Genomic DNA, 20,056 nt, shown 5'->3' on the forward strand with positions numbered 1-20,056 from the left:
CCTTGTCAGCCGAGCTGCGTGGCGTGCGCTTCGGGTTCGGGCGGCAAACGATCCTGTCGCTGCTCATTGCCCCAACAGCGACTCGGATTCGATCACTTTTCTGGCGATCTCGGCCATGCTGATGCGGCGTTTCTGGCTTTCGATCTGCAATCTGCGGTGGGCGTCGGGTTCGGAAAGCTTCAGCCGTTTCATCAGGATCCCCTTGGCGCGTTCGATGAGCTTTCTGGCCTCCAGGGCCTGTGCGGCCTGGTCGCGCTGATCGCGGAGTTGCTCGCGTTCCTCGAAGCGCTCGATGGCGACCTGGATCTGCGCCGCCAGTGCCTCGCGGGTGACGGGTTTGACCAGATAACCGAACACGCCTGCATCGGCGGCGCGCTGGATCAGCTCGGGATCGCTGTAGGCGCTGAGGATGATGACCGGGCAGCGGCGTTGCACCAGCAGCTCGCGCGTCAGCTCGATACCGTCAACGTCGTCCAGACGGATGTCCATCAGCACCAGATCCGGTTGCTGGGAACTGAACAGCGAGATGGCCTCCTGTCGAGTGGCGGCCTGTCCAACGACCACATGCCCCAGGCGTTCGAGCATGGATTTGATGCCCATTCCCACCAGCGTGTCGTCCTCGACGATCAGGGCGCGTCGCGGCGCACGCGGATCCGAAGCAGCCGGGTTCTGGCCGGCGAAACTGGCCGGACCGGAGGATTCTGTTGGATTCAGCGGAAGACTCATCATCGGGCCTTAGAAGTCGGGGTGAGGCTCAGTTGGAGTTGGTGTTGGTGACAGCGATCGAGGCACGGGCATCGATCGCGTGTTTGTGCGGCAGCGGCAATGTCGGCAGCGTCTGGGGCAGCGAACCGTCGGGGAGCGGAAATTCGACGGTGGCGATCGTGCCGCCCTGTGGCGTTGGGCGGATCGTCAGCCGCCCACGCAACTCGCGCCCGACCAGCCCTGCCACCAGCTTCAGCCCGACACCCGCCGAATAATCTGTCGCAGGGCGATCGGCATGCACCTCGGCGGCGGCATCGGAGGTCGCAGACGGATCGGTCGGCATCAGCCCCTGGGGCCAGCCGTTGTCGTTGCCATTGCCGTGCTGATGATAGTTGCGGGAGTGCGGCGTATCCAGCGCATCGATCACGTCGATGGCCAGTCGTGATGGGCCGACGCACCTACCGCGCACGTGTACGGTTCCGCGTGCTCCGGCCAGTCCGTGCTCCATCGCATTACAGCACAGCTCGTGCAGGATCATCGCCAGCGTCACGGCGCGATGGGTCGGCAGCGGGGCATTGGCGACCGTGTCGGGCAGTTCGATGTGGAAACGTGTGCCCGGCGGCCGCAGCGCCTGCACGCCGTCCATGGTGCGGCGGAGCAACTCGCCCAGCTCCACGCGCTGCACGCCACCGCTGAACAGATCATGCGCCCTGGCCATGGTCTCGATCCGTGCGGTAACCCGATCCAGCCAGGCGCGCGCGGTGTCGGACAGATCCGGGGGCGTGTCGATCGACAGCAGCGCCGCGATTCCAGCCAGATTGTTCTTCACGCGGTGATTCAGCTCGCGCAACAGGGTCCGGTTGGTTTCGGCCTGATTGCGAAGCTCGCTGTACATCTGGCTGTGAGCCAGGATGACCGCCGCCTGCGCGCCCCAGAGCCGGGCCATGTGCAGCTCATGTTCAGTGAACTGGCGCGGGAGGCGATCGCTGAGCACCATCGTGCCCAGCGCCCGGCCGTTGACCAGCAGCGGGATCACCAGCAGCGCCACCACGCCGTAACGACGGCCCAGGTGCGGATTGGCCACGCCGGGGTCTTTGGCCATGTCGGAGCAAGTGACGATCTGTCCGGTGCGCATGGCCTGGCGCGAGGCGCTCAGTTCATCCAGGCTGTAGACCTGATCCAGCGGCGCCGAGGCCGTGCCCCGAGTGTAGACCACCCGCATCGATCGCTGGTCCGGCTCCAACAGCAGAATGCTGACCACCGGCATATGAAGCAGGTTGCGGGCTTCGGCGGCAAGCTGTTCGAGCACGAGCATGCCGTCGCCGGGGCTGGCGGTCAGCGACGCCGACACCTGATTCAGCGACTCGATCGCCTCCAGGTGCTGACGATTTCGCAGGCGGTCTCGACGACGATACACCATCGCCTGGAGCAGCGCTCCCGGCGCCAGCAGCGACAGCAGCCCGCCGACGATCAGAATCCACGCCGGCTGCGCACCCAGCGCCGCGTCCCACAGAGCGGCGGTGGGCTGGATGTGCAGCACGAGCTGACCGTCCAACATCCATTCGGCATCGACCGGCCCCACGAGCCGGGCGCACGATTCGCTCGGTTGGCCTCCCTGTCGCAGGACCAGATTTCCCGCGCGGTCGTGCAGGCAGATGCTGAACTCGCGATCAATGCGGGAATCCAGCAGATCGGTCAGCACGTCCAGCACCGAAAACCCGCCGATCAGCGCGCCGTCATAGTCGCCATCGGGCCGCCGCGGATCGAACAGCGGCAGCACAAACCGCAGGATGCTGGGCTCGGCCTGACAGGCGCCGCCGATCGTGGCAGCTCGCGCCGCTCGGGCACGCGCGATCGGCTCGGACCAGCGGCTGTCCTGCGTCACTGTCTGGCCTTCTATCGACAGGTTCTGTTCGATCCGTGGGGATCGCGCCCAGGTGGCGCGACACACACCATCGGCTCCTACCCACGCCAGGTAACGGAACGACGGCACGACCTTCATGATCGGCACGGTGGTGTCGATGAACTGGGCCTTGCTGCTCCATCGTCCCTCGTAATAGTCGTTGCGCATCCGCATGATCGGCCGCAACGTGTCACGAAATGTTCGATCGATCCGGCTGGCCAGTTGACTTCGAACCAGCTCGGTGGTCCGTCGAATCTCGCGGCGCTCCTGCTGCCTCTGGTGATACCAGCCAATCAGCGTGACCGACGCCAGGGTCACGAAGAAGCAGGCGGGCAACAGGTAGGTGCTCGCCGGGCCGGGCGGAGAATCTCTTGACGGTGAAGACATCGATCTGGCCAACCGCAGAAGGTCGGATGATACACAATACCATGAAAACCGACGGGAGGCACGGGTCGGGAGGTTTGCCACGCTGGGGTCCGGCTTGACAGCCCGGCCGGCGTAATTCTGGTAGGATGGGCGCCTGATCGAACCGGGGGCATTGCGGCATGGACCGGCCGATGTCGAACCGACGGGCAAAACCACTGACAAAGCCACTGAGCCGGCGCGAGCACTTCGGCGGGGCCGCTCGCAGCCTGGCGATGGTGCTGTGTTTGGTGGGCGTGGTGGTGGCGGGCGTGCTGCTGGTGGCTCAGGCGTATCGCCGCCGCGCGCACAGTTCCAGCGCCGTGCCGACGGCTTTGTCCCCCACCAGCCCTGGCACCGCACCGGCGACTCACCCGGCCAGCGCCCCCGCACCGCCGCCAAAGCCCACGCAGTATCTGGACGTGGTCCGCCTTCACTATCCTGATTATCCGACAACCCAGCCGCTGATGGTGCGACTGAGCATGAAGGAGGCGGCGAGATTCGTCATCCCCGAGCCGATCTATCTGGACAACCTTCTGCAACTGTGGATCACCCGCCCCGACGCCGAGCCGACACATACAGTCCTGAACTCCGCGGCCGAGAAGCTTGATCACGTGACGCGCGAGCGGGTCGTGTACGTGCACCGCTGGCCCGACGAACAGGGCACCTGGCAGCCGCAGCTCGTGGTGCGAAAACCATCGGGCGAGGGCTTTGAGCTGGTCAGCCGCGCCGGTCGGCAGGAGATCGGCAACACCTACGCCTACCACTGGCATCGGGCGTTCAGTTGGAACGATGCGATCGTGGTGCCATCGGATCGAGGGGTTTCGATCCTTCGTCCCGACCGTCGGCCGATGGAGCTGTATCACGAGTTTGTCCCCGCCGATCAGTTCGATCCGGGCAGTTACGCGCAGCCACAGACGCTGCTGGATTGGCGGGGGATGGTGGCCTGGATGCCGTGGGAGCAGGGCAGGCGAGGCAGCGACGGGGCGGTGCGGTTCGTCGATGGGCAGTGGGTCAGGCTCGACCCGGCCAGCGGCTGGCCGAGAAAGCTGCTGCATCTGGTGCCGATGCTTGACGGCAGCCTGCTTCAGCTTGTTGTCAAAGAGGACCAGACGGTGGAGGTGGCGATCTCGCCGCTGGACCCCGCCCCGATCGAAGACCAGCAGATCATCGCCCTGGTCCAGCAGCTTTCCGATCCTGAATCGGAGAAGCGGATTGCAGCATTCAACCAGCTCACGCGTTATGGACCGGGGATCTGGCCTGTGCTTCAGAGGCTTCAACCCGATCAGCCGCCGGAAGCACAGATTCGCATCGAGCAGCTCTTGAGCAACAAAATCCAGCCTTCGCTGGGGGGAATGGTTCTGCGTGCCGGTGGGTTGAAAGTCATAGCGCGTGCAGACTATGGGGCGGCGGTGTTCTACGCGGAGGCGGGCGTGACGATCGCACGTGACGCAGAGGACGAACAGATCGTCGCGCCGGCGTGGATCTGCATTCAGCCCGGCCGGGCGATCGAGCTGGCGCCGCCGGGGCTGGTTCAGGAACTGCAACCCAGGGGTCGCAGGCTCAGCATCGTGCGCGGGGAATGGATCGTGATCGACCAGGTCGAAGGGCCGCGATGGTGGCTGGGCAATCACCTTTCCGGACCGCTGCTGCGTCCCGGCGAGCGGGCGTTCAGCCAGTTGATCGGGCAGGATTGCCGCGGGCGGTGGCTGTTCCGCAAACCCGAGGCACCCAACGGGCCGACGCTGATCATCGATCCGACCCTGCCCGATCCCACGCCGCGGCTTCCGGTCTGGGAATATGTCGCCGAGGGCGGGCGAGTCGGATGGACGAAGGACAACTGGCCGGCGATCGAGCGCGGCGGAGCCTGGGCGCTGGTAGATACGGATTGGCGACCGCTGGACCCGAGCAAAGGCGAGCAACTGCTCACCGAGACCGAGTCGGCGACCGGCGCCGGGGTTGCAAACCTGCCAGCCACCACCGCGGCGACGGCGCCGGCGGAGCCTGCGATCCTCGTCGAAGCCGACGGGACGCGCTATTACGACGGTCGGCGGACGCTTCGCAGGATCGATTCCGTTGGCCGGGAGACGGTCTGGCCACTACCGCCCGAGGCCGTGGGCGCGGCCCAGCGGGTGGTGTTGCTGCGCGCCGGGGAGAATCGGCTGTTTCTGTTCAACCAGCCGGGGCGGGTGTTGCGGATCAAGCCGACCCCCGACGCCGCCGAGCCATTCAAGCTCGAAGCCACCTTCACCCGCAAGATTCCCAACACCGACCAGCCACAGCGGATTTGGCTGGATCCGGCCGGGCGGATCATCATCGCCCATGACGGCTTTAAGCTGGCGATGCTGTTCCCCGGCGGGCGGATCCCGCCGGAGATTGCTAAGAAAATGACTGCGCAAGACTTACAGGAAGCCGAAGAGTGAATCGCGCCCGCCGCCCAAAACGCCAAAAAAAACCCCGTAGGCGTGGGTGAGACCTACGGGGTAAGGAGGGAAGATGCTCTCGCATAGATTCCTACGAGCAAATCGCCCGCAGGTTTCGCATTTTCTCTTTTCTCCGCCAGATTCCACATCACGCCTTGGCCAGTACTGCCTTGACCCTCGGGGTGATCTGTTCCCACCGGGCCTGAGGCGCCTTGTTGACCGTGATGAAGTCTCTCAGCAGCAGCAGGCTGCTGACTCCCGGGATCGCAAACAACTGCTCGGCCAGCGCATGTCCCTTGGCCGAGTCAGCATTGAAAAAACTGATCGGCTGCTCGACGATCGGGCGATCCAGGATAAACTTCGCGGCGTTTGGGTTGGGTGTTGGTTGCACATCCTGGACCCTGAACGCCATGTTTCCGGTCTCCGGCGGGCAGTATATCACGCATAGATCGGCAATCCAGAGCCGGAATGTGAAAATAAGTAAAATTGCCGGATTTTTTTGTCTGTGTCTTGCGGCAGAATCGTATGGAAGATAACGAATACTATCGGCGGTTGGTGCAGACGCTGCGCCACGTGGCTCTGCTTGACTCGATCGGGTCGCTGCTCGGCTGGGACGAGCGCACGCACCTGCCGCCCAGGGGCACCGCCCACCGCGCCGACCAGCTTGGTCTGATCGCCAGGCTCACCCACGAACAATTCACCTCACCACGGATCGATGAACTACTTCGGGAAGTCGAGCACAGCACGCTCTTCCAGAGCGGGCCTGAGGATGCGGACCTTGTGGTCAACGTCCGCGAGACCCGCCGCCTGTACGATCGCGCGCGAAAACTCCCGACCGAGCTGGTCGAAGAGATGACCCGCACCGCGGTCCTGGCCGAAGCGGCATGGGTGGAGGCACGCAGGAAGTCGGACTTCGCATCCTTCGAGCCGTGGCTGGCCAAGACGCTGGAGTTGAAGCGTCGCGAGGCCGAGTGCGTCGGGTATCGGTCCAATCCCTACGATGCCTTGCTGGATGCCTATGAACCGCGCGAGACCGCCGACGGCGTGCAGCGCGTCTTCGATTCGTTCCGCGATCGGCTGGTCGAGCTGGTCGGGCGGGTTACGTCCTGCGGTCGCAAGGCCCCGGTGCAGATCCTGCATCGGAAATATCCCACAGCGCTTCAGCAGCAATTCGCACGCGACGCCGCCGTTGCCATCGGTTTCGATTTCGACGCCGGGCGACTGGACGTGACCGTCCACCCCTTCTGCACCGGCATCGGCCCCGGCGATACGCGCCTGACCACCCGCTACGACGAAAACTACTTTGGCGACGGGTTCTTCAGCGTCCTGCACGAAGCCGGACACGGGCTGTACGAGCAGGGTCTGCCCAAGGCCGAGCACTTCGGCCTGCCCGTCGCCGATTCCGTCTCGCTGGGCATCCACGAGAGCCAGTCCCGCCTGTGGGAGAACTTCGTCGGTCGCAGCCGTGCGTTCTGGCGATACTTCTTCCCGAAGGCTCGCGATACCTTCGGCGATACGCTCAATGACGTGAGCGAAGACCAGTGGCTCTGGGCGATCAACGACATCCAGCCCAGCCTTATCCGCACCGAAGCCGACGAGGCCACCTACAACCTGCACATCATGCTGCGGTTCGAGCTGGAGCAGGCAATGCTGCGAGATGAACTGAAGCCCCGCGATCTGCCGGCGGCGTGGAATCAGCGCATGCGCCAGTATCTGGGCCTGACGCCGCCCGACGATGCCAGGGGCTGCTTGCAGGACATCCACTGGGCCGGCGGGGCCATCGGCTATTTCCCCACCTACAGCCTGGGCAACCTCTACGCCGCCCAGTTCTTCGAACAGGCGCACAAGGACCTGGGCGATCTGGATGGGATGTTCGCGCGCGGCGAATTCGCGCCGCTGCTGAACTGGCTGCGCGAAAAGATCCACCGCCACGGCAAGCGCTATTCGGCGCGCCAGCTCGTCAAGCGCGTCACCGGCTCTGACCTCAGCGCCGACGCCCTGATGCGGCATCTTGCGCGCAAGGCCAGCGAGTACTACGGCGTGTGACCGCCTGGATCGACAACTCATACAACGCGGCACGGTCGCGAAGTGTCGGGGCGCAGACACCCGCGGCCTTCAACGTGTCCAGCCACTCCAATTCGATGGCGAACGATTGGACGTCATCGGAGTCCCATTCGTTGACGTTGATCAGATACATGTTGCCCGAATGGCCCGTTGCCAAGATGTGATCCTTGCCGACAACCCGCAATGCCGTGGCGTTATCGACGATGACTTGACCGCCGAATCTGGACTGGATGCCGTGTGTTCGATGGAAGTCATCGTAGTAGATATCCCACCACATGCCATCCCAGCCGAGGCACGTGGCAGCAGCCAGCTCAGTGAAGCCTTCCCGGCGATAAAGCTACGAGGCCAGATGTCAGCAGCAGAGCGATATCCAGACAACGAGACGTGTAACGGTCTTCTGCCGCATAACGTAGGGCCGTTGAGCGGTCGTGGCGACGACCGCGGCCGCTCATTCTACTGCGCCCGCTCCCGCCGTGGCGGTCCGCTGCATTGGCGTGTGCTGCAGCAACTGGGCGAGTCGACGCGAACTCCACCGTGTGACAAGGCCTCGTTCCAGAGGGTCGCGCCGCGGATGGCGAAATTCATGACGTGCGGGACCTAGCCCGCGAGCTACCGGGCTGTCCATGCGAAAAGGCTCTCCACAAAGTAGCAAGTCAGAACACCGACGCCATAGCCGGCGGCCGCGAGCACAACCGCTCCCACAACGGTGCTGACGACGCGGGATGAGACGCGATGGAGTCCCAGAGCAAGGCAGGCGATACCCAAGGGCCCCAAGGCCAGCCAAGCCAACCCATACTCGTGTAGCGTCCAATTCAGCACCGCCGACAATGCGCAGAGCACGAATCCACCGGCCACCAGGGCATAAGACGGCGCTGCGGACACCGAAGCACGCCGCGGCGCCGACGACCGCGGCGTTTGGTACTGGAGCGGCTGCTGCATAAAGTGGTGCCGATCACTGGCCGCGGCCGGGGTGTCGCCGGGCGACCTCACCTTCAGAATCACCAATGCGATGGGAAACCAGACATGCTGAACGCTGCTGAGGAATACCAGAACGTATGATCCGCTTCTCGCCGATCCACCAAACCACGTGGAGAGCACAACGTATAGGGCGAGTGCTGCGGCTCCAATGGTCAATGCCAAGCCGCGCGAATTGGATGCGAATGCGACCGTCGTGCCCAACAGCAGAAATGCACTGCCGACAAATTCCAGGACGCCTGGGATAACAAGAAGCCCGCGCCCCCGATAGCCGAAGACGGCCAGACCTGCGAGAAACTGAAATACGCCAATCGCGGCCCATCCGATGAGCGCCACGCGAACGAAGGGCCACCAAGCCGCCGGCGTCTGTCGCGGTTCATACTCAGGTAGAGTGGTTTGCTCGTGCTGCATAACGACCCCGCTCAGCAGCCGCAGCCGTTGTGTGAACTACGACACTCGAAGAGCCTGCATGTGTCGCCGGCGTGCCGCAGCGCCTGGTTCGGCGCTGTTCCTCCGACGGCGCTTCCGCCACCGGCGACAACGTGTGGGCATCGCGGGCAGAAGCCATCGGCCGTTGGGTTGCTTGCGGTACACCGTGATCCGATGGCGGGCGAGCTGCGACGCTTCCCCGCCGGCGCGGCGAACACACGATCGCGTGCTATCGCGCCTGGGTCACGCAGTGCTGGTGAATTTCCACTGCGCGCCGCCCGGCTGTAGCCCATGATCGGTTCCCACTTCGATCCCGAGCTTGCACAGCGGCGTGCGGGCAGTTTGTCACTGTGATGGGGTGATCCTGCCCGCAGGTGATCACTCCTTCCCATGCGATCTGTTATTCTACTTGGCGACCGGGGTTGCCGGCAAATCTTGCGGTTCGGACGCCTCCGGCTCGTGTGGCCGGATGTCTCTGAGCGAGCCGAGTTTTCGGATTTCGGGGAAGATCGCGCCGACGGTGCCGACGACCAGTAGCGTGCCCACGCCGCCGCCAACCACGGAAATCACCGGGCCGAACCACTGCGCCGTCAGGCCCGACTCCAGTCCGCCGATTTCATTGCTGGAGCCGATGAAGATCTGGTTGACGGCGCTGACGCGCCCCCGCATGGAATCGGGCGTGAGCATCTGCACGAGGGTATGGCGAACGACCACGCTGACGTTGTCGCACATGCCGGTGGCGACGAGCATCGCGAAGCTGAGCCAGAAGTTTTTGGACAGCCCGAAAATAATTGTGGCCACGCCAAAGCCGGTGACGGCCAGCAGCAGGGCGCGTCCGGCGCGTTGGATCGGCGGTCGGTGGGCGATGGTCAGGGCCATGGTGAACGCGCCAATCGCCGGGGCGGCGCGGAGCCAGCCGAAGCCGGTGGGGCCGACGTGAAGGATGTCCCGGGCAAAGACGGGGAACAGAAACGTTGCCCCACCGAACAGGACCGCGAACAGGTCCAGCGTCATGGCGCCGAGCATGAGGCGGGTCTTGCCGACGAATCGCAGGCCGACGAACAGATCCGCCAGACGCGAGCTGGAGCGTTGTCGCGGCGGGGGCTTGATGTCGGGCAAGGCGTAGATGAAAAAGCAGCAGGCGAACCAGCAGAGCGAGGCCAGCAGGTACGCGCCGGTGATGCTGCGGGCGACGACGAACCCGCCGATCGCCGGGCCCAGCATCGAAGCGGTTTCGAAGATGCTGGAGTTCCAGGTGACGGCGTTGGAGAAAATGCGGGGCGGGACGAGCTGGGGCAGCAGGCTGGTGCGTGCCGGTCGGCCGATGGTGGCCGCGGCGTTGCCCAGCCCCAGCAGCAGGTACATGGCGGTGACCCAGCGTCGTGTCGGCCAGTCGGCGCAGGCATACGACAGGCCTGCCAGCCCCAGCGCCAGCAGTCCGTTGCAGCAGAGCATGCCCAGCACGATCTTGCGTCGGCTGAAGGCATCGGCCAGCGCGCCGGCCGGTAGCGCCAACAGCAGCATCGGCACTGCCAGCACCCCGCCCAGCACGCCCAGGCTCAGGGCCGAGCCGGTCCTGGCGTAGATCTGGTACTGCGCCGCGACGGTCTGCATCTGAGCGGCGATAACGGTGATGAAAAATCCGCTGGCCAGAAAGCGGAAGTGCCGGTTCCGCAGCGCCGCGTAGGGGTCGTGAGCGGCGGCGTCGTGGCCGGCGGGCGTCTGCTGCTCCAGCAGCGTCTCGGTGGGCGTGGCGCTGGCGGGGCGATCGTCGTCCGGCGGCTCGTAGACAATTTTCGCGTGTTGCGGATCGGACATCGGCTAAGATTCAGTCTCAACGCCCGGAGCGCAACACAAACCTCCGCGGTGAAAAGGCCACGCGAACCGAGCGCCGCAGGAATCGTAGCGGAGCCGACGGACCGCCGCCAGCCACGATCCGCTCTCACCCGGCTGCCGGAGAAGATAAAGTCAGGCTTGCGTAAAAAGGTCTGAACGATTCAGTTGCCGGAGAAGCCAAGCGATCATGATCAATCCCCCCATGGACGAGTTGCGACTGAGGCCGATGCCGGAGCTGGCCGGGGGGCTGCGAGCGCGCAAGGCGGTCATCCTCAGTCGCTGGCGCGACGCGGTGCGCGCGCTGCTCCCGCAGGCCGACGAGATGACCCGCAGGCAGCTTGAAAACAGCCTGCCGGCCCTGCTCGATCGCATCGCCGACGCGCTGGGATCGGACGATCCGGCCAGGACCGACCGCCTGATCGACTTGTCTCCGGCACATGGGGAAGCGCGCTTCCACCAGGACTTCAGCCTCAACCAGTTGCTGATGGAGTACGCCGTGCTTCGGCGGGTGGTGATTCAGGAGCTGTCGCGAGCGCTTGGGCGTGATCTGCATGCCGAGGAGTCGGTGGCGCTGCATCAGGGGATCGACGTGGCGTTGCGTCAGGCGGCGGTAGCGTTCGCGGATTTCCAGCGTGCGGCGATCGAGAGGGAAACGGCTGCGATGAGCAAGTTCCTCTCGTTTGTGTCGCACGATCTTCGCGGCGGACTGAACGGAGCGGTGCTGATGATCGAAGTGCTCAAACGCGAGCTGTCACGCCAGCAGCAGTTCGCCCAGGCCGTGGAAGATCTGGACGTGGTTCGACGTTCGGTGCTGGACACGGTGCGGACGATGGAGCGGTTCTTGTACGCCGAACGCCTGCGGCTGGGGCGCATGCCCGTCAGAGTCGCCGAGTTCAACGTCAAGGACGTGCTGGCGGAGCTGCGCAGGATCTTCGAGTATCAGTTGCGGGATGAGCAGATCGAGCTTCAGACGTTCGTCGACCCGCCGGAGCTGCGGCTTCAGTCGGATCGGCAGCTCGTCACGATCGTGGTGCAGAATCTGGTGTCCAACGGGCTGAAATACGGTCGGCGACAGCCGGTAACGGTGCGGGCGATCGGCGCCGCCGGTGGCGCGCTGCCCTCGGAAGTTGCCTGCCGGGTCGCGGTGGCGGATCGCGGGCCGGGTATCGCCCCCGAGCGGATGCAGGAGTTGTTCCGCCCCTACGTGCGAGGCGAAACCTACGGGCAGCAGGGCACCGGGCTGGGGCTGTTCATCGCCCGCCAGGCCGCCGAGCTGCTGGGCGCGCGGCTCTGGGCCGAATCGGAGCCGGGCAAGGGCACGACGTTCTATCTGGATCTGGCTGCGCCCAAGTAGACACGCAGGCACGAAGTGAAGGGGGCAAGCGATCAGAGCGGTTGCTCATCGGCCCATCCCCTGGCGTCGTCTTGAATCTGTGGCTGTGCGCCTTGCTGTTCACCCCGGCATGATGTTCACCGGCCTGTAGGGGATATTCAGCGCGCTGAGGACGATGCCGACGACCAGCCAGAAGCCGGCGGCCATCGACTCGCCGACGATCAGCCCGATGAAGAACGGCTTGGCGGCGGTGTACATGCCGGCGCCGCCGAAACGCAGGATCAGCGTCCGCGCCAGCCAGCCGAGCATGATGCTGAACCACAAATGTGCCCCCGGGAAGGTCATGATCATCAGATATCCCACCGGATGCAGCGGCCACCACGGAAAACTCAATCGCAGAAACGCCAGCACGCTGGTGATGACGAATCCGGCGGTGATGTGCCCGGGAACGCTGTGCTGCGGATAATACCGCCCCTGGGCGTATGCCACCGTCGAGCTGATCGTGTACGTCGGGTTGATCATCGAGCCCCATTCGTTGATCGGCGATCGGTGTGAGACATCCTGTGTCGAGTCGAAGCGGTATTCGGTCCAGAGCATGCTGGCGAAGCTCACGACGTAGCCGACCAGCAGCGCAATCATCAGCAGGGCGATGAACTTCATGCCGATTGCACGCCGAAGGCAAAACTCGCACTCGGGCTCATCCTGCTCGTCGCGCGGTCGGTCCGCAAAGGCGGTCTGGTCCATCACCTTCAGGCCGTGCGATGCGTAAACCGGCACGACTTCGCGGAAGTCGTAGTGCACGGTCTGAAGCAGGTTGGTCAGGTGATACGTCTCCAGCGGAACCGGACGCTGCACGCCCGCCAGCACCAGCAGTGTCCACGGCTTCATCAGCGGAACCTGAAGCTGGCCGTGGATCAGGCCGGTCTCGGCGATGATGCGGGTGATGATCATGAAAAGGGTGAGCATCAGCGCCACGACGACGGCTGCGCCCACGACGGTGGCGCCGGCGGCGACAAGCCAGCCGATCATGATCGAAGCGCAGAGGATCAAACCCCAGAATGCGGACGGATAGGACAGATATAGCCCGCGCGGCTCGCCGCCGCGCTCCCCGCGAAACGCCTGGGCGATCACCAGCCGCCAGTGATGACGCCCGATCCAGGCGATCATGAGCGTGTAGGCGATGATCCCGCCGAAGTGCTGGTCGCCGCGGCCGTGGTCGGTCGGATCGCCCGTGAACGTGCCCAACAGCATGCGATGCACGTTGGCCAGAATGTAGAAGAACCACAGGCTGAACGAGACCGATCCGGGCAGGAAGTACGCCACGCCGAAAGCGGTGAAGAAAACGGCGGCGTCCTTGATCTTGCTGTCCACGTAGCTCCAGGGCGGGGAGCTCATGATGTCGTGAATGTTGTAGTAGACGGGAATTCGCGCGATGTGCCGCGGGAAGTAATTCGACAGCCCGTTGTACGCGTGCAGCAGGAAAACCCCCGCAAAGGCGATCCAGAAGCTTCGCCGCGCGAGGATGGAATTGAGCCACCGCCCGGGCGGCGGCTGCTCAACCAGCGCGAGCTGGATCTGCGCCAGCGGGAAGGGCAGGCGCTCATTTTCGAACCACTGGCTACGCAGGATCGCGACCATGCACAGCATCGCCCCATAAAGCGCGAACAGGAAGATGCCCCAGGTGAATGCCGGGCGAATCCAGGCGGCGAAGGGGATCGGCCCCGGCTCGGTCCAGCGGTTATGAAAACCGTAGGCGATCGGATCATTGATCCAGTCGCGCGGGCTCTCGCCTGCGAAACTGGGATAGATCCAGCGCGCCAGCTTGAGCGATTCGAGGATCGGCGGCCACTCGGCATTGGTGCGGGCAAAGTAAATCGGCCCGGTAAGCGAGGCGGGGAAGTAGCGCATCAGCCCGCTGCTGGGCAGGGCGCAGCTCACCAGGGTCATGCCGAACGCGACGGCGACCTCGCCGCTGCTCAGCGCGTAACGTGGCGCGAAGCGACTGAGCGGGCCGTTGATCAGCACCGACAGCCCGAACAGCAGCATGACCACGCCCAGGGGCAGGTTGTTGCCGACCAGAAAAGTGTTGTTCAGCGCGTAATCGTTGTAGGGGGTCAGGGCGCAGATCAGGATCGTGCCCACCAGCCCCAGCGCCACGGCGCGACCGGTGACAGGCGAAGGCGTCGTCTGCGAGGCCAGCGGCGCAAGCTCGGGCATCGGCGGGATATCTTACCGGGCGGGCGAGGGTTTGGGGACGGCGCTGGCCGTCGGGCGGGCGCAACAACCGTATCGACGTTGTCGCGCTGACACCCGTCATGCAGCAAGCCGATCGACAACTTGTTCCCGACGCGACCAAATCACCGGCTCAATACCATACTCCTTCAGCGCGTTGATCAATGTCCCCGAGGGTGATTTTTCTTCGTCATTAAGAAACGCGTAAGCTTGCGACTCTGCCGGTCGCACCTGTTTTGTATCGCTCCAAGCGAAAAGCAAGGACGTGATGCTGTCTCGACTCGGACGGTTGATTGCGCGGATGATGCGTTCCGGCGCTTGTTCAGAGGCCGGGACGACGAAGTCGAAATTGTGCACGAGATGACTCTGGCCAATGAACTGCACGTTGGGCGTGAATCGAATGCGGTGTGAGCGAAGATACTGCTCTACGTCCTCGTGGAAGAGCGTCTCCACGATGGGCTTGGCTGTCACGAACATGTCGTTCACCGCAACGATGGCCTGCAGCAGAGCGTGCACCTTCTGTGGAAGCTCGTCCGGCCGCGCCTCAGTGGTCAGTTCGTCTCCGCGCTTGGCGACACCAAACCCCCTCAACGCTGTTTGAAGCAGTCTTAATCGGCGGGCCGAGGAGAAGTCAACGCCACTCTGTTCCAGATCGCGGACAGTGTATCCGTCGTCGCTCAGGCGCAACCTTCCGTCCTCCGGTCGAACGTAGAACTGCACGAAGTCATTGTGACGATCAAGAAACGGCGCGGTGATTTCGCAAGCCTGGCCGATCTTGCAGACGGAGATGTTGGACCGCAGCCAGCTAAGGTAATCGTTAACCAACTTGTTGCAGTCCAAGTCTATGCTCATTGAAGCCCCGCTTGGATTGCAGGCACCTCTTGTACATTACAAAACTCTAGGAATTCCCGAAATGTTCGGGCCAGGTCCGTTGGATCGCCAAAGCGCTCTTCAGGCAACGGCATCGCCCATTTGTCGGCATAGCCTTCACGGTACGTGTGGATGTGTGGCCCGGTAATCATCTCCCCATCAGGATTGCAGTGCGGCGGCCCATCCAGATCGAGCCGGACCAAGATCTCCGTTATCCGGTATCGCTCCTGATAGGTGCATTTCAGGAGCTTCATTTGACTTCGATTAACGTCCATCAGAAACCGCTCCCTGCCGTCGGATGATGAAGCATTCCAAGAGGCTTTCTCGCCCGGCCCAGGGAAGTTCAGAGCTCGGCGCTCATCCAGTCGCTTCGGCATCGCGATCAAGGCATCTCCGACGGCCTGTGTCAGCATCAATAGTATCCTTCCCGATGTCCGTCACTTGTCGACTTCTGCCGTGCTGGAGAATTCAGCCGTATGAAAGAGAAACTCCAGGCTGATTGACTTCGCCAAACGAAGCCGCAAAAGCGGCTCGGACGCAGAATCTCCGATTCGACCTTGTCCCTGCGCTCGTCCGGTGCGACGAGGTACAACTCGATGTCGAGGTTCCGCTGAAGGGCCAGCAAGTCGCTCATACACCGGAAGCCTGAGTAAACCGCTGTCGTGCATTCTACTTCGAATGCTGCGATCACGGAGTTTCCTTTCAGTCAGAGCACGTCAATCAGCTCGATCGTGCGGTTCGTGGCTTCATTAAACTGCGTGGGTAGTTCGTCCACGATGCCAGGAACCTGTCGCCGTTGTAGCGCCGCGACCGATCGTTGCGCGCGACCCACAACTGCAAGCAAAAGGTAATACTGAATCTCCGTGTGCCGCGTCGCCGTAGACTCCTCAAGCTCCGCTCGGTCATCGCAAGGAGTCGGCTCGGTCCGCTCCGGCTCTGGTGCGCTAACGGCAGTTTCAACGGTCGCCTTGCCCTTCTTTCTTCGTGCTTTGTAAAAGGGCTCCCGCGCCAGCGACAGCATGCGCTCTCATCTTCTCGAGCAACTGCATGATCAACTGCGCGTCTTGTGGCTCACGGAAACGGTGCGGGCTCATTCTGACAAACCCGCGAAAACCAGGGCGATTCTTTGGGCGGCGGTAGAACCAGACTTTTCCTTCCAGCGCCTCCATGCCTACTCCGTGCTGCGCATCGAGCACAAGCAGCGGACCTCGAATCGCACAGGAAAGTCTTCATCTCTTCCGATCCGAGTTGAATCCGCACTCGGTCCGACGATCTCCAGTGCACCGACCCAGCGCTGAACCCTGTGAGATAACACAAGAAGATGTCACGAGGCACGATGCTGCGCGCGTGGCTCGTAGCCGCTTTCGGAAGCCGGCGACCTTCGATCTCGCTTTACGAAACTCGTCCCACGTGGTTCCCATGAACAAGTCCAGCCAATAGTTCATTGGCGTATCCTGTTCGCAGCATTCTAACAGTGAACTTCGCAGACGTAAAACACGCCGGTGACGATAGCGACTGCCTCATCACCAGTTGCTGGCTCTCATCCGTGGTCGACAGCTCCAGCTTAAAGCAAAAAAACTTTCCGTCGTTCGCCGCCAGAAGTTGACGGGCGGATTCGGCTCGGTCGGATGCAAACATCCAGGAGAGGCCTTCACGGAGATTTCCATCGGGAAGGTTTGGTGATCCGCTGGCACTTCGGGCAGAAGCAGGTCGATCGGCCGCTGAGGACGATGCGGGCGATGGGGGTGCGGCAGGCGGGGCAGGGCTGGCCGGCGCGGTCGTAGACGCGATGACGGTTCTGGAATGCGCCGGCGAGGCCGTCGGCATCGACGTAGTCCCGCAAACTGCTGCCGCGATGTCGTATGGCCCGGCGAAGAGTGGTCTTGATGGCGCGATTCAGCCGCGCGATCTGCTCAGCGTCCAGTGAGTTGGCCGGAGTCAGAGGATGCAGGCGCGCGGCGAAGAGGGACTCGTCGGCGTAGATGTTGCCCAAGCCGGCGATGAGGGTCTGATCGAGCAGGGCCGACTTGATCGCGCGGCGGGTGCGCGCCAACCGCCTGGCGAGCTGCGCCGGACGAAGGGCGAGCGGTTCGGGGCCAATCTTGTCATCGCGTCCGTTGCCGTCCGTCTCGGATCCGATCCACCACACCCCGCCGAAACGACGCGGATCGCGGAAGCGGAGGTGCAGGCCGGCGTGCGATCTGTCGGCTGTAGCGTCTGTGACGAGCCGAAGAATCAGGTGGGTGTGTTTGAGGACCGGGCTGTCGGCTGGCTCGAGCGTGAGCCGGCCGGACATGCCCAGGTGGATGTAGAACCGGTTGCCATCGTCAAGGCTGAAGACGATGCGTTTGCCGCGACGGGTGACGTTGCGGAAGATGCGGTTTTGCAGGCGCTGAACCAGGTTGAAGCCGGGCGGATTGACGATGTCGTGGCGGAGCAACTGAACGGCGGCGATCCGCCGGCCTAGAATCCTGCCGGCCAGCGTGTTCACGACCGTTTGCACTTCAGGCAGCTCGGGCATGGGCAGCCGGAATCATTTGGGAGAAACTTTGCGCCTTTGGGCGCATCACACCTGATGGGGCGATAGTATACCTGTGTCGTCCATTGACAAAGGATCGTTCATGGAGCAGCAGAAAATCGGAATCGTCCAGCCGCAACAGACCGACCTGGGCGCTGATGAACTGGCGGCGGTGGAGAAACTCCAGAAGGCGTATCACGACCTGCGCGCCGAACTGGGGAAGGTGATCGTCGGGCAGGAGGCGGTGATCGAGGAATTGCTGATCGCGCTGTTCTGCCGCGGGCACGCGCTGCTGGTGGGTGTGCCGGGGCTGGCCAAGACGCTGCTGATCTCGACGCTGGCGCGGACGCTGGGGCTGAGCTTCAGCCGAATCCAGTTCACGCCCGACCTGATGCCTTCGGACATCACCGGCACGGAAGTGATCGAGGAAGACAAGACGACCGGCGGGCGGCAGTTGCGGTTCGTGCGCGGGCCGGTGTTTGCCAACGTGATCCTGGCCGACGAGATCAACCGCACGCCGCCCAAGACGCAGGCGGCGCTGCTGGAGGCGATGCAGGAGCATCAGGTGACGGCCGGCGGCAAACAGCACCGCCTGCCGCAGCCGTTCTTCGTACTGGCGACGCAGAACCCGATCGAGCAGGAGGGGACCTACCCGCTGCCCGAGGCGCAGCTCGACCGGTTCATGTTCAACATCAACGTGGGATATCCCAGTGAGGACGAGGAGTTCCAGATCGTTCGCCTGACCACCCAGAGCCTGAAGGTCGAGCTGAAGCACATCCTCAGCGGCGAGGAGGTGATGCAGCTTCAGGAGATCGTGCGGAAGGTTCCGGTGGCCGATCACGTGATTCGCTATGCGCTTCAGTTTTCACGACTGACGCGAAAGACGGAGGGTGGCAACATCCCGGATTTCGTGAGCGAGTACGTGAGCTGGGGCGCCGGGCCGCGGGCGTCGCAGTATCTGATCCTTGCCGGCAAGGCCCGCGCGCTGCTGAAGGGTCGGTATCACGTGAGCACGGAGGACATCCGTCAGGTGGCGTTGCCGGTCCTGCGGCACCGCATCGTGACCAACTTCAACGCCGAGGCCGAAGGGATCAAGAGCGACACGATCGTGAGGCGGCTGATCGACTTCATCCCCCGGCAGCAGTACGACGAGATGGACGCGAGCATGGCGAAGCTGCTGAGGGATCAGCCGGCGGCGTGAGGATCAGAAGGATGCGCAACATGCGGGCAAACGATGCGAAGAACCCGGTGAATCGCGAGTTCTTTGCTCGCGTTGCGGAACGGCGCCTGCGCAACGTCAGGAAGCGCATGCCCCAGAATGAGCGGCCGCAAACGAAAGGACAATGGTTCATCAGGTAATGAGTGATGATCGAGTTGTTGTGCATGAGCAATCGCCCGGCAGAACGCTGCTGTGCCGTCGGTGACAACGCTGATGCCTGAAACCGTCGCCGATTATCGCAAGTACCTCGACCCGCGCACGCTGGCGCGGATCAGCAGCCTGGATCTGCGCGCGCGGCTGATCGTCGAGGGGCTGATGACCGGCATGCACCGCTCCCCGTATCAGGGCATCTCCGTCGAGTTCGCGCAGCACAGGCCCTATGTCCAGGGCGACGACATCCGCCACATCGACTGGAAGGTGATGGCCAAGACCGACAAGATCTACCTCAAGCAGTACCTGGAGGAGACCAACCTTCACCTGATCTGCGTCGTGGATGCCAGCGAATCGATGGGGTACGGAACCGTCCGCGCCGACGGCGACGCAACATGGACCAAGTACGACCACGCCACCGCGATCGCGGCGTCGCTGTCGTACATGGCCATCCAGCAGCAGGACTCCGTGGGGCTGGCGGTGTTCGACCAGGTGCTCAGCCGGTATTTCAAGCCCAGCAACTCTCCGGGACAGTGGAAGATCGTGATCAACGAGCTTCAGCAGGTGCCGCGATGGAACAAGACCAGCATGGGCCGAATCCTGGATCAGCTTGCCGAGAAGCTGAACCACCGAAGTCTGCTGGTGATCCTGAGCGATTTTTTCGACGAGCTGGAGGGGATTCGACAGGGGCTGCGCCACCTGCGGTACAAGAAGCACGAAATCATGGTTTTTCAGATTCTGGACCCGACGGAGATCCAGTTCCCCTTCGAGGATGTGACGTTGTTCAAGGGTCTGGAAGAGATGGGCGAGTTGCTCACCGAGCCGCGGGCGTTGCGCGACGGCTACCTGGAGCAACTGCGGATGTTCACCGATGAGCTGAAAAAAACCTGCCGCGGAATGAACATCGACTTTCAACGGTTCGATTCCGGGCAGACGCTGGACGTGGCGCTGAGCCAGTTTTTGGCGACTCGCGCCGCGAGCATGAAGTAGTGAGCTT

General features: G+C 63.3%; 16 protein-coding genes. 5 read left to right on the forward strand and 11 right to left on the reverse strand.

Annotated features, from left to right (window positions below):
• Positions 1 to 63: 63 nt before the first annotated feature.
• Entirely contained in the window at positions 64 to 726 is a 663-nt protein-coding gene (locus tag ACQS5P_RS12735; RefSeq protein ID WP_428936992.1) for an ANTAR domain-containing response regulator, read from the reverse strand.
• Positions 727 to 754: 28 nt separating this feature from the next.
• The gene (locus tag ACQS5P_RS12740) at positions 755 to 2,995 is read right to left on the reverse strand and encodes a sensor histidine kinase (protein ID WP_428936993.1); all 2,241 of its coding nucleotides are present in this window, start codon (positions 2,993 to 2,995) and stop codon (positions 755 to 757) included.
• Between the two features lie 170 nt (positions 2,996 to 3,165).
• On the opposite strand from ACQS5P_RS12740, the gene ACQS5P_RS12745 reads away from it, so the two are divergent.
• Positions 3,166 to 5,433 carry a hypothetical protein gene (locus ACQS5P_RS12745; RefSeq protein WP_428936994.1) on the forward strand — a complete coding sequence of 756 codons (2,268 nt, stop codon included), beginning with the start codon at positions 3,166 to 3,168 and terminating at the stop codon, positions 5,431 to 5,433.
• A 148-nt stretch (positions 5,434 to 5,581) separates the two neighbouring features.
• Here the strand turns inward: ACQS5P_RS12745 and ACQS5P_RS12750 are convergent, their stop codons facing one another.
• On the reverse strand, positions 5,582 to 5,845 hold the full coding sequence (locus ACQS5P_RS12750) for a NifU N-terminal domain-containing protein (RefSeq protein WP_428936995.1): 264 nt from the start codon (positions 5,843 to 5,845) through the stop codon (positions 5,582 to 5,584).
• Between the two features lie 113 nt (positions 5,846 to 5,958).
• Between ACQS5P_RS12750 and ACQS5P_RS12755 the strand changes: the two genes are divergently transcribed.
• Positions 5,959 to 7,479: a carboxypeptidase M32 gene (locus ACQS5P_RS12755; protein ID WP_428936996.1), complete on the forward strand. Its 1,521-nt coding sequence runs from the start codon at positions 5,959 to 5,961 to the stop codon at positions 7,477 to 7,479.
• Here the strand turns inward: ACQS5P_RS12755 and ACQS5P_RS12760 are convergent.
• From ACQS5P_RS12760 to ACQS5P_RS12770, 3 genes are all read right to left on the reverse strand, one after another.
• Complete coding sequence (locus tag ACQS5P_RS12760; RefSeq protein WP_428936997.1) at positions 7,418 to 7,774, reverse strand: hypothetical protein; 357 nt, start codon at positions 7,772 to 7,774, stop codon at positions 7,418 to 7,420. The genes ACQS5P_RS12755 and ACQS5P_RS12760 overlap by 62 nt on opposite strands.
• 332 nt (positions 7,775 to 8,106) lie before the next feature.
• Entirely contained in the window at positions 8,107 to 8,883 is a 777-nt protein-coding gene (locus ACQS5P_RS12765) for a hypothetical protein (protein WP_428936998.1), read from the reverse strand.
• A gap of 423 nt (positions 8,884 to 9,306) precedes the next feature.
• Positions 9,307 to 10,719 (reverse strand): MFS transporter, encoded by a 1,413-nt coding sequence (locus ACQS5P_RS12770; RefSeq protein ID WP_428936999.1) that lies wholly within the window; start codon positions 10,717 to 10,719, stop codon positions 9,307 to 9,309.
• Positions 10,720 to 10,924: 205 nt separating this feature from the next.
• Between ACQS5P_RS12770 and ACQS5P_RS12775 the strand changes: the two genes are divergently transcribed.
• Positions 10,925 to 12,091, forward strand: coding sequence for a sensor histidine kinase (locus ACQS5P_RS12775; RefSeq protein ID WP_428937000.1), 1,167 nt, complete (start codon positions 10,925 to 10,927; stop codon positions 12,089 to 12,091).
• Between the two features lie 99 nt (positions 12,092 to 12,190).
• Here the strand turns inward: ACQS5P_RS12775 and ACQS5P_RS12780 are convergent, their stop codons facing one another.
• From ACQS5P_RS12780 to mutM, 5 genes are all read right to left on the reverse strand, one after another.
• A complete protein-coding gene (locus tag ACQS5P_RS12780) occupies positions 12,191 to 14,287 on the reverse strand; it encodes a DUF6785 family protein (RefSeq protein ID WP_428937001.1) in 2,097 nt (698 codons plus the stop codon).
• A 96-nt stretch (positions 14,288 to 14,383) separates the two neighbouring features.
• Entirely contained in the window at positions 14,384 to 15,142 is a 759-nt protein-coding gene (locus tag ACQS5P_RS12785) for a DUF1829 domain-containing protein (RefSeq protein ID WP_428937002.1), read from the reverse strand.
• Positions 15,143 to 15,150: 8 nt separating this feature from the next.
• Entirely contained in the window at positions 15,151 to 15,585 is a 435-nt protein-coding gene (locus ACQS5P_RS12790) for a DUF6978 family protein (protein ID WP_428937003.1), read from the reverse strand.
• Between the two features lie 293 nt (positions 15,586 to 15,878).
• Positions 15,879 to 16,193, reverse strand: a complete 315-nt coding sequence (locus ACQS5P_RS12795; protein ID WP_428937004.1) for a hypothetical protein — start codon at positions 16,191 to 16,193, stop codon at positions 15,879 to 15,881.
• Positions 16,194 to 16,823: 630 nt separating this feature from the next.
• Complete coding sequence (gene mutM, locus ACQS5P_RS12800) at positions 16,824 to 17,693, reverse strand: bifunctional DNA-formamidopyrimidine glycosylase/DNA-(apurinic or apyrimidinic site) lyase (protein ID WP_428937005.1); 870 nt, start codon at positions 17,691 to 17,693, stop codon at positions 16,824 to 16,826.
• Positions 17,694 to 17,793: 100 nt separating this feature from the next.
• Between mutM and ACQS5P_RS12805 the strand changes: the two genes are divergently transcribed.
• Both ACQS5P_RS12805 and ACQS5P_RS12810 read left to right on the forward strand, forming a co-directional pair.
• Positions 17,794 to 18,891, forward strand: coding sequence for an AAA family ATPase (locus ACQS5P_RS12805; RefSeq protein WP_428937006.1), 1,098 nt, complete (start codon positions 17,794 to 17,796; stop codon positions 18,889 to 18,891).
• 231 nt (positions 18,892 to 19,122) lie between these two features.
• Entirely contained in the window at positions 19,123 to 20,049 is a 927-nt protein-coding gene (locus ACQS5P_RS12810; protein ID WP_428937007.1) for a DUF58 domain-containing protein, read from the forward strand.
• Positions 20,050 to 20,056: the final 7 nt, after the last annotated feature.

The sequence above is a fragment of the Fontivita pretiosa genome, from assembly GCF_050410795.1.
Taxonomy (GTDB): Bacteria; Planctomycetota; Phycisphaerae; order Tepidisphaerales; family Tepidisphaeraceae; genus Fontivita; species Fontivita pretiosa.